The following is a 13089-nucleotide window of genomic DNA, read 5'->3' on the forward strand; positions in this document are numbered from 1 at the left end:
CGGCACTCGGTTCGCGTCAAGGAAATGCGTCGAAACAAAGCGATAGAGAGCGTGATCGATTCAACTTGAAGCGATCACGCTCCAGGTCCGCGATGCTGGCTTCACGCGCGGGATGCTGCCGGTGCCTCAGGCGCCGGGATCCGAGCGCGATGACCAGCGCAGGATCGCCTGCTTTCGGACCATGGGCATATTGACCGGTGGTCGGCGATGACGGATCGATGGCGTCGCCGGCGGCATCGACGCGCCGTGCGCAGGGAAGTCGGACCGCAGTGAGGCGATGATGCACGAGAGCTTTCAACCTGTCGATGCGGCGCTGGTTCCCCGGTTCGCCGGGGTGGCGACCTTCATGCGGCTGCCGCTCGTCGCCTCGGCCGAAGGGCTCGACATTGCGCTCTACGGCGTGCCCTGGGACGGTGGCACCACCAACCGCGCCGGCGCCCGCCACGGCCCGCGCGAGGTGCGCAACCAGTCGAGCCTGGTGCGCCGCGTCCACCACGTCTCCGGCACCGAGCCGTTCAGCCTCGCCCGCGTCGCCGATATCGGCGACCTCTCGGTCAATCCCATCGACCTCAAGGACGGCCTCGCCCGCATCGAGGCCGGGGTCGCGGCGATCGCCGCCGCCGGCGCCATCCCGCTCGGCATCGGCGGCGATCATCTCGTCACCCTGCCGGTGCTGCGCGCCGTGGCACGAGCCCGGCCGGTCGGGCTCATCCATTTCGATGCGCATTCCGACACCAACGACACCTATTTCGGCGACAATCGCTACACCCACGGCACGCCCTTCCGACGGGCGGTCGAGGAAGGGCTGATCGATCCCCGACGCACCGTCCAGATCGGCATCCGCGGCTCGATCTATGATCCGGCCGAGCACGATTGGGCTCGGGCCCAGGGCATGCGCGTCGTCTACATGGAGGAATTCGTCGCCCGCGGCCCGCTCGAGATCATGGCCGAGGCCCGGCGCATCGTCGGCGATGCGCCGACCTACGTTTCCTTCGACATCGACAGCATCGATCCATCCATGGCGCCTGGCACCGGCACGCCCGAGATCGGCGGCTTTTCCACCCGCGAGGCGCAGCAGATGGTGCGGCTGCTCGATGGCGTCGCCATTGTGGGCGCCGACGTGGTCGAAGTGGCGCCGCCCTTCGACGTGGCGGGCCTGACCGCGCTCGCCGGGGCGACCATGGCCTTCGAGCTGCTCTGCGTCATCGCCAGGAGCCTGGCGGCGCGGCGCAGGGCCGGGGGGCTCCCCGGGGAGCCGTAGTCTCGCGGCTCCGCGTGTCGTCCGTCGCCATCGCGCGGTCGAACGGCTATGGTCCGGGCGAGCGCGATGTCGGGATCGGCGTCGCGTGGGCGTCCTTGGGGGGCAGCCCGTATCCGTCGCGCGGGAAGACGAGGTGAGATGCCATGCTCTATGCCATCCTGGCCTATCACGAGGAGGATGTGGTCGCATCCTGGACGCCGGAGGAAGACGCCGCGCTCATGGCCGATCTGCAGCGTGTCCATGGTCAATTCCACCGAGAGGGCCGGCTCGGACCGGCGGCGCGGCTCGGGGCGACGGCGCGAGCCAGCACCCTGCGCGGCCCCGGCGCCGGACTGGTGATCGACGGTCCCTTCGCCGAGACCAAGGAGCAGCTCCTCGGCTTCTATGTGGTGGACTGCGCCACGCATGAAGAGGCGATCGGCGCCGCCCGCGACCTGCGGCGCGCCAATCCCACGGCCGTCTACGAGATCCGTCCGATCATGCTCTATCGCCCCGGCCGGCCGTTCCCGGTGACGGAGGCGCCGGCCGAGGGCGCATGACCGGAACGGGGCTCGTGACACCGGGAGACTATGTCACAGGCCCAGGCGCACGGCGCGCTTGATTTTTACACGGCGCCGGACGACCTATCGCTGATGAGCTCGTCCGCCAACCTTCCCCGCCGCACCATGCTCCTCACGGGGGCTTCGCGCGGCATCGGCCACGCCACGGTCAAACGGTTCTCGGCGGCGGGTTGGCGGGTCCTGACCTGCTCGCGGCATGCCTTTCCGGAGGAATGCCCGTGGGAGGCGGGGCCGGAGGATCACATCCAGGTCGACCTCGCCGATCCCGGAAACACCGAGGCGGCGATCGGCGAGATCCGGCGGCGCATCGACGGCGGCCACCTCCACGCGCTGGTCAACAACGCGGCGATCTCGCCCAAGGGGCAGGGCGGCTCGCGCCTGGGTACGCTGGAGACCAGCATCGCCGACTGGCAATGGGTGTTCCAGGTCAACTTCTTCGCGCCGATCATGCTGGCGCGCGGGCTGATGCAGGAACTCGCCGCGGCGCGGGGCTCGGTGGTCAACGTCACCTCGATCGCCGGAGGTCGCGTCCATCCCTTCGCGGGCGCGGCTTACGCCACCTCCAAGGCGGCGCTGGCGGCGCTGACGCGCGAGATGGCATCGGACTTCGCCCCGCACGGCATCCGCGTCAACGCCATCGCCCCGGGCGAGATCGACACGGCGATCCTCTCGCCCGGCACCGAGAAGATCGTGGCGCAGATCCCGATGCGCCGCCTCGGCACGCCCGACGAGGTGGCCAAGACCATCTACTTCCTGTGCACTGACCAGTCCTCCTATGTGAACGGCGCCGAGATCGCCATCAATGGCGGCCAGCACGTCTGAGCGCGATCGCCGCCGATCCGCTCGCTGCAAGGCCGATGAATCGCCCGTCCCGGCGACTGGAATAACCCCTTCTCGGCCCTTCCATGCCGCGCGGGCTTCCGGTATTCATGCCGCTCCCTGGAATTCATCGGGAAGCGCGGCTGCGTCGCAGCCTCCGGCCGTTTCCGGATGGAATTAGCGAACATGGCAGTCACGGAATGACGACAAGCGGTTTGATGGCTGGCAAGCGCGGCCTGATCATGGGCGTGGCGAACAATCGTTCGATAGCCTGGGGCATCGCCAAGGCCTGCAAGGCGCATGGCGCGGACTTGGCGCTGACCTACCAGGGCGAGGCGCTGAAGAAGCGCGTCGAGCCCCTCGCCGCAGAGCTCGACGCCGTGATCGCCGGCCATTGCGACGTCACCGACGGTGCCACCATTGATGCCGTGTTCGAGACGCTGCGACAGAAATGGGGCCGTCTGGACTTCCTCGTGCATGCCATCGCCTTCTCCGACAAGGACCAGCTCGACGGCCGCTACCTCGAGACCAGCGAGGACAACTTCACCAAGACGATGCTGATCAGCTGCTATTCCTTCACCGCCGTCGCCCAGCGGGCGGAGAAGCTGATGAGCCAGGGCGGCTCTCTGCTGACGCTGACCTATTACGGCGCCGAGAAATGGATGCCGCACTACAACGTCATGGGTGTCGCCAAGGCCGCGCTCGAAGCATCGGTGCGCTACCTCGCCGCCGATCTCGGCGAGCAGGGCATCCGCGTCAACGCCATCTCGGCCGGACCGATCAAGACGCTCGCCGCCTCCGGCATCGGCGACTTCCGCTACATCCTGAAGTGGAACGAATACAACGCGCCGCTGCGCCGCACCGTGACCATCGACGAGGTCGGCGAGTCCGCGGCCTACCTGCTCTCCGACATGTCGCGCGGCGTCACCGGCGAGATGCATCATGTCGATGCCGGCTACCACATCGTCGGCATGAAGAATCCGACGGCGCCCGACATCGCCGTCGCCGGCAAGGAGTGACGTCGGGAGCAGGAGCGCCGGCCGGGCTGTGCGTCCTGCCGGGGGAAAGACGACGCGGGTCGTCGCGAGCCCTCTCGGACCGGCAAGGCGGGATGTGAGAGATCGGACGCCGTCAGCCTTGAAATCTTCGGGGAAACCGGCGAATTCTGGAAGCGGCTCCACGTGGTCGACGCGCGCCGAGCCGCTTCCCGAACCTCCAGCGAACGGATGGCCGTGCCTGTTCTGTACTTCATTCGCCATGGCGAAACCGATTGGAATGTGGAAGGCCGCCTGCAGGGCCAGTCCGATATCCCTCTCAACGACGTCGGCCGCGTGCAGGCGGACCAGGCGGGCCGCAAGCTGCGCGACATCATGGCGCGTCCGGAGGACCTGCCCTGGCTCGTCAGCCCCTTGGCGCGCACGCGCGAGACCGCCGAGCGCGCCCGCCGCGCCATCGGCCTGCCGTCGGTCAGCTATCAAATCGACGACCGGCTGAAGGAGCTGACCTTCGGCGCGTGGGAAGGGCACACCTGGAAGGAGCTGCGCCGGGTCGACAATGCTGGCGTCGAGGCCCGCTTCGCCGACAAATGGGGCTATGTTCCGCCCGACCGGGCCGAGAGCTACGCCATGCTGCGCGACCGCATCGCCGGCTGGCTGGAACATGTCGATCGCGACAGCATCGTGGTCAGCCATGGCGGCGTTGCCCGCGTGCTGTTCGTCATCCTGACCGGCATGAACCCGGACGAGGCAGCCGATGCACCGATCTGGCAGGGCAAGCTGATCGTCTTCCGCGAGGGCCGGGCGGACTGGGTCTGACCCTGAACAACAGCCGGCGGGCCATGACATGCCGCGCGGCTGCATCTGGCCCGGGCCGGCAGGCTGGGTGACCCAGCCTGCCGAAAGTCGATGGCCGCCGACAGGCGGCCACGGCGATTACATCGTGGCCTTCTTCATGCACTCAGCGTGGAATTTCTTGCGCGCCTTGCCATGCAAGTTCTGCTTGGTGGCTTCCGCATAGCACTCCTTCGACATGGCGGCCTTCTTCGTCGAAGTCGCCTTCATCGGCGTCGTGGCCGGTGCAGGCGTGGCGGGAGCGGGCGTCGTGGGCGCCGGCGTGGTCTGCGCGAAGCTGAGACTGGTCCCGACCAGAAACGCGAAGGCGGCGGCGAGCGCGGTTGTCTTGAGCGATGTCATGGTTTCCTCGTCTGATCGCGGGAGTGTTCCACGAAGGTTGATTATGCCCCCCGGGGCGAAATTGGAGCCGGAGTCGTGGTGAAATTGCGACGATATCGTGTCTTTCTCGCGCCAGTCCGTTGATCGAAGGCGGCGGTGCGGCGAAATCGTGGCTTTTCCGACTCGTCAAATGCTCTGGGTTGTGGTCCTTCTGCAATACCCGCCAGAAGGCGGGCATCGGGGGTCTTCATGCTTCGTTCTGTCATCATCGCCGCCTTGAGCTTCGCCGCGACAGCAGCCTCGGGCGAAACGATCGAGCGCACCGTGCCGGCCGACAAGGGCGGTGTGATCGATGCCTTGTTTGGTCTGGAACGCCAGAATTGCGTCGCCTATCGCGTGCGCAACGCCAAGATCTCGCCACAGCCGGCCCATGGCGTTGCGGCCATCGTCGAACAGGCAGCGCCGCTGCCCAAGGACTACGCCCAGTGCGCCGGCAAGGTGGTGAAAGCCCAGTGGCTGGTGTATCGGCCGGCCAAGGGCTTCAGGGGAACCGACACGGTCTCCATTTCCTACACCTTGCCCATCAACACCGGCGAGCAATTCCAGCGCTACATCACCGTGGACTACGCCGTCACCGTGAAATGACGCCGTGGCGGGCCGGGAGGCATTTGACCCCTGCCGGCCCGCCGCCTAGAACACGCCGTCCTCCGGTCCGGCGTTTTCCATGTCGTTCAACAGTTTCGGCCATCTCTTCCGTGTCACCACCTGGGGCGAAAGCCACGGACCTGCTCTCGGCTGCGTTATCGACGGATGTCCGCCACGCCTGCCGGTCAGCGAGGCGCTGATCCAGTCCTTCCTCGACCGCCGCAAGCCCGGCCAGAGCCGCTTCACCACGCAGCGACGCGAGCCGGACCAGGTCAGGATCCTCTCCGGGGTGATGACGGACGAGGCCACGGGAACGCTGGTGACCACCGGCACGCCGATCAGCCTCATGATCGAGAACGTCGACCAGCGCTCCAAGGATTACGGCGAGATCAAGGACAGGTATCGTCCGGGCCACGCCGACTATGCCTACGACATCAAATACGGCATCCGGGACTATCGCGGCGGCGGGCGTTCCTCGGCCCGCGAGACGGCGGCGCGGGTGGCCGCCGGCGCCATCGCCCGGCAGGTCGTGCCCGGCCTCGTCGTGCGCGGCGCCCTGGTGCAGATGGGCCCGCACCGTATCGACCGCGGCAATTGGGACTGGGACGAGGTCGCCAACAACCCATTCTTCTGCCCGGACGCCAAGGCGGCGGCCGTCTTCGAGACCTATCTCGACGGCGTGCGCAAGGCGGGCTCGTCCATCGGCGCGGTGATCGAGGTGGTGGCCGAGGGCGTGCCGCCCGGGCTCGGCGCACCCGTCTACGGCAAGCTCGACGCTGATCTTGCGGCCGCCATGATGAGCATCAACGCGGTCAAGGGCGTCGAGATCGGCGATGGCTTCGCGGCAGCCGAGCTCTCCGGCGAGAGCAATGCCGACGAGATGCGCATGGGCAATGACGGCCGGCTGCTGTTCCTGTCCAACCACGCCGGCGGCATCCTCGGCGGCATCTCCACCGGGCAGCCGGTGGTCTGCCGCTTCGCGGTCAAGCCGACATCGTCGATCCTGCAGCCGCGACGCACCGTCGATCGCCACGGCCACGACACCGAGATCGTCACCAAGGGGCGCCACGACCCCTGCGTCGGCATCCGGGCCGTGCCGGTGGGAGAGGCGATGATGGCCTGCGTCATCGCCGACCATTTCCTGCGGCACCGTGGCCAGACAGGCGCGCCGCTGGCCTGGCCGTTCCAGGCTTGAGTCGGCCGCGGCGACGGCTGCGCTCGTCGCCGCGGCCGGTCGGACCCGTTACATGCCGAGGTCGGAGCGCAGCTCGGTCCGGGCCACTTCGTACTCGGCCTTGAAGTCGTCGCGCGTCATGATGTTGGCGGCGATCAGGCTGCCGGCGATGCGGCCCATCTCCACGTCGGAGCGGAAATGGATGCCGCCGATCACGCGGTTGTCGCCGAACTCCCAGGCTCGCGCCATGATCTCGGCCCGCTTCTCCGGGACCATATCGGACAGGACGATCCCCATCAGCGTGCCGACCGTCGCATGACCCGACGGCCAGCCGCCGGACTTCGACATCGGCACCGCGGGATGAACCAGGTCGGAGAGCTGATGCGGCCGCGGCCGCTTCCAGACGGATTTCGCCGGGTCGACCACAGCGCCCTCGGTCTCGACGACGCGGGCGAAGAAGGCGGAGAACTTGGGCAGATTCTCGCTGGCGAATTTCGGTCCCATCACGTCGGCGAAGCGCCAGACGTTCTCCTCGGCATCGGCCTTGGCCCGCGCCTCCATTTCGGGCGTGCGCGTCACCTGCAGCGTCAGCACCTCGCCGAGCTCGGCCTTGGTCTTGGCCGAATCATTGGCGGGCGGTGGCGGCAGGATCCGGACGAGGTCGAGATCGGCTGCGGTGATGAAGGGCTTGGCTTCGTCGGCGGCGGCCGGAAGGGTGGAGAACCCGAGGCCCGCGATCAGGGCAAGGGCAAGCAGTTTGGTCAATGGTCGCATCGAACAACCCCCAGTGGTGATGAGCAGTGCGACTTAGGGGCGAGGCTGTGACCGGGTCATGACGCCGAGCAGGGTCTCCCGGACCTGCCTGCTCCTGGCAGTCCGAGCCGCCTTGATTTTGCACGGGGAATGCAAAATCAAGGCGTGGCGAAAGCCGCGGCAAGCTGCCTGGGCTCTCCGGCGCCTGGCGCGCCGCCGCCTTCACACGCCCCAGGTGGCGGGGTCGGGTACCGCTTCGCCGCGGTCGAGCCAGGTCAGCCCACGCGCGCAAAGCCGACGCCTCGGTTGAGATCGGTGAGGAAGACATCGGCCAGCGGACCGATGCCCCCACTCGTCGCGGGGCATCGTCCGGTCCGTCAACTCCGCCCGGGGTCATAGGGTCGTTCGTCGCGCAGGCGCTTCAGCGCCGCCGCGAGATCCGGGTCGATCCGCTCGGGCAGCACGACGCGCGGCGTCACCAGGAGATCGCCGGGCCCATCCTTGGCCTGGATGCCCTTGCCCTTGAGACGGAAGGTCCGCGCTCCGCTGGTGCCCGGCGGCAATGTCAGGTCCACCGAGCCGTCGAGGGTCGGCACCCGCACCTTGCCGCCGAGCGCCGCCTCGTAGAGCGTGACGTTGACGTCGACCCGCACGTTGCGGCCGTCGGCACGGAACTGCGGATGTGGCTCGACCGTCACCGTCACCAGCGCGTCGCCGGACTCCCCGCGGAACGGGCTGGGCTCGCCCTGGCCCTTGAGCCGGATGGTCTTGCCCTCGGCGATGCCGGCGGGGACGGTGACATCGACGCTGCCGCCGGGCAAGTCGATCCGGACCTTGCCGCCGAGCGCCCAGGTGGTGAAGGGCGCGCGCACGGTTGCCTGGACGTCGGCGCCGCGCGGCGCAGCTTCTCGCGTGCCGGCGCGTCCACCGCCGCCGAACATTTCGCTGAGAATGTCTTCGAAGCCGCCGCCGCGGCGGCCGCGCCCGCCGCCGAAATTGAACTCGAAGCGGGTATCCTGGCCCGCGCCGCCGGGACCGCCGGCCCCGAACCCTTCGAATCCGTGGAAGCGCGGCTTGCCCTCGGCGTCGATCTCGCCGCGGTCGAACTGGGCACGCTTCTTCTCGTCGCCGAGGATCTCGTAGGCGCTGTTCACCTCAGCGAACTTGGCGGCTGCCTTCGGATCACTGTTCTGATCCGGATGATATTGCTTGGCGAGCTTGCGGAACGCCTTCTTGATATCGGTGGCGCCTGCCGACTTCGATACGCCCAGTACAGTATAAGGATCACGCATAAACCCCTCCCGCCGGTCCCCTGGGGCGGCCGGCCTGCCACGCCATTCGGCCATGGCCATGGCCCTAGATGGGAAGCGCGAAGCGGATTCGCAACGTCTGTTCGCGGCCTCGCCGGCGCGCTATGGATCGTCAAAGCATTCCGGATCCAGCTCATGCCGCTGCGCGCCATCCTCTTCGACAAGGACGGGACCTTTGTCGACTTTCATTCGACCTGGAGCCCGGCCGCCCATGCGGTGATGCGGCGCCTGGCAGCGGGGGACGAGGACAAGCTTCGCCAACTGATCGAGGTGAACCATTTCGACGTCGAGACCGGCTTGATCCGTTCGACCTCGCCGATGATCGCACAGTCCTCGGCCGACTACGGCGTCACCTGGGCCTCGGTGCTCGGGGTGGCGGCCGACGCGGCGTTCTTCTCGCGCATGGACGGGATGTTCCGGGAGGAGGGGCTGGCCACGGTCGCGCCCATCGGCGAGCCGACCCTGATGCTGGCCGAGCTGAGGCGGGAGGGCTACGCCCTCGGCGTCATCACCAACGATTCGGAGGCCGGCGCCCGCGCCCAATGCGACAAGCTCGGCCTCACCGCCTGGTTCGACGCGATCATCGGCTATGATTCCGGGCATGGCCGCAAGCCCGAGCCGGGCCCGATCCTCGCCTGCGCCCGGCGGTTCGGCGTCGCCCCCGGCGAAACGGCGCTGGTCGGCGACACGTTGCACGACCTCCATGCGGCCAGGGCCGCCGGAGCCACGGCGATCGGCGTGCTCTCGGGCTTTGCGGGCGAGGCGGAACTCGCCGAGCATGCCGACCACGTCCTGCCCGACATCATGGCGCTGCCGGCGCTGCTGCGCCGCCTGCGCGCCTGAGCGCCGATGCGCCTCTTCATCGTCCGCAAGCCGATTGCAGTGGCGAGCGCCGCGCGACTGGTCGCGGTCTTCGCCTTCTACGCCGCGGCGATCTCGGTGCTCGTGCTGCGCTTCGGTATCGTCGGCGTCAGGCCGGGCATGACGGCGCTGGCGGCGAGCCTCCTGGTCGCGTTGCTGGCGGTGCTGCTGGCGCTGCTTGCCTTCGTGCGGATCTGGCGCAGCGGTGCGGCGGGAGCCGGTCGCGCCTTTGCCGGGTTCGCCCTCGCCGGCGCTCTGCTGACACCGGCGGCCTACTATGCCGGCAAAGCCGTGGGCGCGCCGGCGATCAACGACGTCACCACCGATTTCGAGATGCCTCCGGCCTTCGTCGCCGCGGCGCGGCTGCGCCCGCGCGATGCCAATTCCACCCGCTACGATCCCGTGCTGATCGCGCGCCAGAAGCGAGCCTATCCGGAGATCCACCCGCTGCTCGTGGATCTGCCGCCCGAGGAGACGCGCAAGCTGGTGCTGACCTTGCTCAAGGAGCGCAAGTGGCAGCTGATTGCCGACACGCCGCTCGCTCTGCCGGACACGCAGGGCCGCGTGCCTGTACGCAGCCCAGCCGGCAGGATCGAGGCGGTCACGAAATCCCTGGTGCTCGGCCTGGAGGATGACATTGCCATCCGCCTGCGCGACGAGGATGGCCGCACACGCGTCGACATGCGCTCGGCCTCCCGCTATGGCCGTTTCGACTTCGATGCCAATGCCGAACGGATCGACGCCTTCCTCGAGGACCTGCGCACCCGTGCCCTGATCCCGATCTCCACGCAATCCGGCGAATAGCCGGCTCGGAGCTCCGGCGACCCCGGGAGCCGGAACCAAGGGCGTCGACAGGGACGGGCATCGGCTTCCGAAGCTGGCCATCTGCAGCTTGACAGCGCTGAGGATCGCATATTTATTGAACGACGTTGAATTAATAAAGCGCAAGCCATCCAAGAGCTTGCGAGGCCAGGAAGCGCGGGAACGGCATGGCTTCTGCATCGCTTGCAGGGCGCGGGCTGACATCGGCCCAGTTGCGCCATTATCACCAGCGTCTGGTGCTGCAGCGCCTTCGCCGGCTCGGCGAAGCGTCGAAGGCGGATCTGGCCAGGGCGGCGGACCTCACCAACACGGCTATCGGCCAGATCGTCGCCGACTTGCGCGACCTCGGCCTGGTGTCGGAAGTCGGCAAGCGCAACGAGGGCCGGCGCGGCCAGCCCGCGACGATCCTTCGTCTGGAGCCGAGCGGGGCTTACGGCATCGGCGTCCGGCTCGACCGCAACCGCATCGAAACCGCTCTGGTGGATCTCGGCGGCGCCCTCGTCGCCCGGCGCTCACATTGCATGCCGCTGCCCCCACCCGCAGCGGCCCTCGCGATCGTGGTCGGCGACGTCGCCGCCCTCGTCGCCACGGCGGAAGAGCTGGCGCCCGGGCGGGTGTTCGGCATCGGGCTGGCGCGGCCCTACAATCTCGGCGCCTGGCTCGACAAGCTCGATCTGCACGATCCCGCCCTCGGCCTTTGGGACGATTTCGATTTCGCCGCGGCCCTCGCGCGGGAAACCGGCCTCGACGTGCACGAGGAGAATGACGGGACCGCCGCGGCGATCGCCGAGCTGTTCCATGGCTTCGGACGCGAGAGCGACGATTTCGTCTATGTCTTCATCGGTCCTGCAATCGGCGGCGGCGTCATCCTGGCCGGCGACTACCGGCGTGGCATCTCCGGCAATGCCGGCGATCTTGCCGTCATGCCGGTGCCGCCGTCCCGCCTCCCCTCGGCGCCACAGTCTCGCGGGCCGGTTGAGATCCTGCTGACGCGTGCGTCCGTGGTGGCGCTGATACGCCATCTTCGGGCCTGCGGCCGGCCGGTGGAGGGCATGGACGACCTGCCGGCTGCGATCGCCGCCTGCCCGGATGCCTTCCGGGAATGGCTGGACGACTGCGTCGAGGCGCTGGTCGGACCGGCTCTGTCGGCGCAGGCCCTGCTGGACGTGCCCAACATCATCCTGGATGGCGATCTCTCAGCGGCCGTGCTCGGCGAGATCGTCGATCGTTTGCGCGATGCGCTCGCAAGCGCCATCCCGGAAGCGCGTACGCCGCCGCGGCTGCGTATCGGCACCTTCGGCTCCAGCGCCCATGCGCTGGGGGCTGCGAGCCTGCCGCTGTTCATCCATTTCGCCCCGCGGGCCGGCCTGGCCGCCAATGCGCGGCCGGCCGCACCGCCGGGACGGGATCAGGCCCGTGTGGCCTGATCCGGCAGGAGTCCGCGTCGCTCCGATGGGCCGGGGCGGCGGATACGAAGCATCGCGTCGGGCGATGCGCACAAGGGAGGATCCGATGCACAGGATTTTGAAGGCCGCGATGGCAGGCGTAGCTCTGGCTGCGCTGGCGGTCGGCGCGGCTCAGGCCGGCGACATCGTCGGGCTGATCACCAAGACCAACACCAATCCCTTCTTCGTCAAGATGAAGGAGGGCGCCGAGGCCAAGGCCAAGGAGCTCGGCGTCGAGCTGCAGAGTTTCGCCGGCAAGTACGATGGCGACAACGACGCCCAGGTGGCGGCGATCGAAAGCCTGATCTCGGCCGGGGCCAAGGGCTTCATGATCGTGCCGAGCGATTCCGCCGCCATCGTGCCGACTGTGAAGAAGGCGCGCGACGCCGGCCTGCTGGTGATCGTGCTCGACACGCCGCTCGACCCGATCGACGCGGCCGACGCCACCTTCGCCACGGACAATTTCAAGGCCGGCGAACTGATCGGCACCTGGGCCAACAAGACCCTCGGCGACAAGGCCAAGGATGCCCGGATCGCCTTCCTCGACCTGTCGCCGAACCAGCCGACCGTCGACTATCTGCGCGATCACGGCTTCATGAAGGGCTTCGGCATCGAGTTCAAGAATCTGAAGCACTATGGCGACGAGACCGATCCGCGCGTCGTCGGCCACGACGTGACCAAGGGGGCCGAGGAGGGCGGCCGCACCGCCATGGAGAACCTCCTGCAGAAGGACCCCTCCATCAACGTGGTCTACACCATCAACGAGCCGGCGGCCGCCGGCGCCTACGAGGCGCTGAAGGCCGCGGGCAAGGAGAAGGACGTGCTGCTGGTCTCGATCGATGGCGGCTGCCCGGGCGTCAAGAACGTCAAGGACGGCGTCATCGGCGCGACCTCCCAGCAATATCCGCTGCTGATGGCGTCCATGGGGCTCGAGGCGATCATGAAGTTCGCCAAGGAAAAGACCAAGCCCGCCAACACGCCCGGCCTCGACTTCTTCGACACGGGCGCGACGCTGGTCACCGACAAGCCCGTCGAAGGCGTCCCCTCGATCAATACCGAGGAAGGCCTGAAGAAGTGCTGGGGCTGAGCCGTCGCGTCGCCTCCCGCCTCTAGCGGGTTGCGGGGGGGGGGGGGGGCCCCCCCCCCCCCCCCCCCCCCCCACCCCCCGCCGCGGGGGGGGGGGGGGGGGGGGCCCCCCCCCCCCCCCGCGCGGGGGGGGGGGGGCCGGCCCCGCCCCCCCCCGCCCGCGGACCCGGGGCGGCCCGGCG

At 68.5% G+C, this 13089-nt stretch carries 15 protein-coding genes; 11 read left to right on the plus strand and 4 right to left on the minus strand.

Annotated elements, in window-relative coordinates; all coding sequences use genetic code 11:
* Positions 1–16: 16 nt before the first annotated feature.
* Positions 17–286, minus strand: coding sequence for a hypothetical protein (locus tag QO011_RS18630; protein ID WP_307274899.1), 270 nt, complete (start codon positions 284–286; stop codon positions 17–19).
* On the opposite strand from QO011_RS18630, the gene speB reads away from it, so the two are divergent.
* The 5 genes from speB (at position 281) to QO011_RS18655 (ending at position 4454) form a co-directional block, all read left to right on the plus strand.
* Positions 281–1261: an agmatinase gene (gene speB / locus QO011_RS18635; protein ID WP_307274900.1), complete on the plus strand. Its 981-nt coding sequence runs from the start codon at positions 281–283 to the stop codon at positions 1259–1261. The two genes, QO011_RS18630 and speB, sit on opposite strands and share 6 nt — an antisense overlap.
* A 143-nt stretch (positions 1262–1404) precedes the next feature.
* A complete protein-coding gene (locus tag QO011_RS18640; RefSeq protein ID WP_307274902.1) occupies positions 1405–1800 on the plus strand; it encodes a YciI family protein in 396 nt (131 codons plus the stop codon).
* Positions 1801–1893: 93 nt separating this feature from the next.
* Positions 1894–2643: an SDR family NAD(P)-dependent oxidoreductase gene (locus tag QO011_RS18645; RefSeq protein WP_307274904.1), complete on the plus strand. Its 750-nt coding sequence runs from the start codon at positions 1894–1896 to the stop codon at positions 2641–2643.
* Between the two features lie 197 nt (positions 2644–2840).
* Positions 2841–3659, plus strand: a complete 819-nt coding sequence (fabI, locus tag QO011_RS18650; RefSeq protein WP_307274906.1) for an enoyl-ACP reductase FabI — start codon at positions 2841–2843, stop codon at positions 3657–3659.
* Between the two features lie 207 nt (positions 3660–3866).
* Entirely contained in the window at positions 3867–4454 is a 588-nt protein-coding gene (locus QO011_RS18655) for a histidine phosphatase family protein (protein WP_307274907.1), read from the plus strand.
* Positions 4455–4571: 117 nt separating this feature from the next.
* On the opposite strand, the gene QO011_RS18660 is transcribed toward QO011_RS18655, so the two are convergent.
* Positions 4572–4832, minus strand: a complete 261-nt coding sequence (locus QO011_RS18660; RefSeq protein ID WP_307274908.1) for a PsiF family protein — start codon at positions 4830–4832, stop codon at positions 4572–4574.
* A gap of 228 nt (positions 4833–5060) precedes the next feature.
* Between QO011_RS18660 and QO011_RS18665 the strand changes: the two genes are divergently transcribed.
* A complete protein-coding gene (locus QO011_RS18665) occupies positions 5061–5456 on the plus strand; it encodes a hypothetical protein (RefSeq protein WP_307274910.1) in 396 nt (131 codons plus the stop codon).
* 79 nt (positions 5457–5535) lie between these two features.
* Positions 5536–6651, plus strand: coding sequence for a chorismate synthase (aroC, locus tag QO011_RS18670; protein ID WP_307274911.1), 1116 nt, complete (start codon positions 5536–5538; stop codon positions 6649–6651).
* Positions 6652–6699: 48 nt separating this feature from the next.
* Here the strand turns inward: aroC and QO011_RS18675 are convergent, their stop codons facing one another.
* Together QO011_RS18675 and QO011_RS18680 are read right to left on the minus strand one after the other, a co-directional pair.
* Positions 6700–7404: an acid phosphatase gene (locus QO011_RS18675; protein WP_307274913.1), complete on the minus strand. Its 705-nt coding sequence runs from the start codon at positions 7402–7404 to the stop codon at positions 6700–6702.
* A 356-nt stretch (positions 7405–7760) separates the two neighbouring features.
* On the minus strand, positions 7761–8675 hold the full coding sequence (locus tag QO011_RS18680) for a DnaJ C-terminal domain-containing protein (protein WP_307274914.1): 915 nt from the start codon (positions 8673–8675) through the stop codon (positions 7761–7763).
* 153 nt (positions 8676–8828) lie between these two features.
* On the opposite strand from QO011_RS18680, the gene QO011_RS18685 reads away from it, so the two are divergent.
* From QO011_RS18685 to QO011_RS18700, 4 genes are all read left to right on the plus strand, one after another.
* Entirely contained in the window at positions 8829–9536 is a 708-nt protein-coding gene (locus tag QO011_RS18685) for an HAD family hydrolase (RefSeq protein WP_307274916.1), read from the plus strand.
* 6 nt (positions 9537–9542) lie between these two features.
* On the plus strand, positions 9543–10358 hold the full coding sequence (locus tag QO011_RS18690; protein WP_307274917.1) for a DUF1499 domain-containing protein: 816 nt from the start codon (positions 9543–9545) through the stop codon (positions 10356–10358).
* A gap of 185 nt (positions 10359–10543) precedes the next feature.
* A complete protein-coding gene (locus tag QO011_RS18695; RefSeq protein WP_307274918.1) occupies positions 10544–11803 on the plus strand; it encodes an ROK family protein in 1260 nt (419 codons plus the stop codon).
* Positions 11804–11912: 109 nt separating this feature from the next.
* Entirely contained in the window at positions 11913–12908 is a 996-nt protein-coding gene (locus tag QO011_RS18700) for a sugar ABC transporter substrate-binding protein (protein WP_307274920.1), read from the plus strand.
* Positions 12909–13089: the final 181 nt, after the last annotated feature.

Source organism: Labrys wisconsinensis (genome assembly GCF_030814995.1).
Lineage (GTDB): Bacteria > Pseudomonadota > Alphaproteobacteria > Rhizobiales > Labraceae > Labrys > Labrys wisconsinensis.

Bases quoted from the DNA above. Each gene is read 5' to 3' on its own strand.
- speB (WP_307274900.1), top strand. From the start codon at position 281: ATGCACGAGAGCTTTCAACCTGTCGATGCGGCGCTGGTTCCCCGGTTC.
- QO011_RS18640 (WP_307274902.1), top strand. From the start codon at position 1,405: ATGCTCTATGCCATCCTGGCCTATCACGAGGAGGATGTGGTCGCATCC.
- QO011_RS18645 (WP_307274904.1), top strand. From the start codon at position 1,894: ATGAGCTCGTCCGCCAACCTTCCCCGCCGCACCATGCTCCTCACGGGG.
- fabI (WP_307274906.1), top strand. From the start codon at position 2,841: ATGACGACAAGCGGTTTGATGGCTGGCAAGCGCGGCCTGATCATGGGC.
- QO011_RS18655 (WP_307274907.1), top strand. From the start codon at position 3,867: ATGGCCGTGCCTGTTCTGTACTTCATTCGCCATGGCGAAACCGATTGG.
- QO011_RS18660 (WP_307274908.1), bottom strand. From the start codon at position 4,832: ATGACATCGCTCAAGACAACCGCGCTCGCCGCCGCCTTCGCGTTTCTG.
- QO011_RS18665 (WP_307274910.1), top strand. From the start codon at position 5,061: ATGCTTCGTTCTGTCATCATCGCCGCCTTGAGCTTCGCCGCGACAGCA.
- aroC (WP_307274911.1), top strand. From the start codon at position 5,536: ATGTCGTTCAACAGTTTCGGCCATCTCTTCCGTGTCACCACCTGGGGC.
- QO011_RS18675 (WP_307274913.1), bottom strand. From the start codon at position 7,404: ATGCGACCATTGACCAAACTGCTTGCCCTTGCCCTGATCGCGGGCCTC.
- QO011_RS18680 (WP_307274914.1), bottom strand. From the start codon at position 8,675: ATGCGTGATCCTTATACTGTACTGGGCGTATCGAAGTCGGCAGGCGCC.
- QO011_RS18685 (WP_307274916.1), top strand. From the start codon at position 8,829: ATGCCGCTGCGCGCCATCCTCTTCGACAAGGACGGGACCTTTGTCGAC.
- QO011_RS18690 (WP_307274917.1), top strand. From the start codon at position 9,543: ATGCGCCTCTTCATCGTCCGCAAGCCGATTGCAGTGGCGAGCGCCGCG.
- QO011_RS18695 (WP_307274918.1), top strand. From the start codon at position 10,544: ATGGCTTCTGCATCGCTTGCAGGGCGCGGGCTGACATCGGCCCAGTTG.
- QO011_RS18700 (WP_307274920.1), top strand. From the start codon at position 11,913: ATGGCAGGCGTAGCTCTGGCTGCGCTGGCGGTCGGCGCGGCTCAGGCC.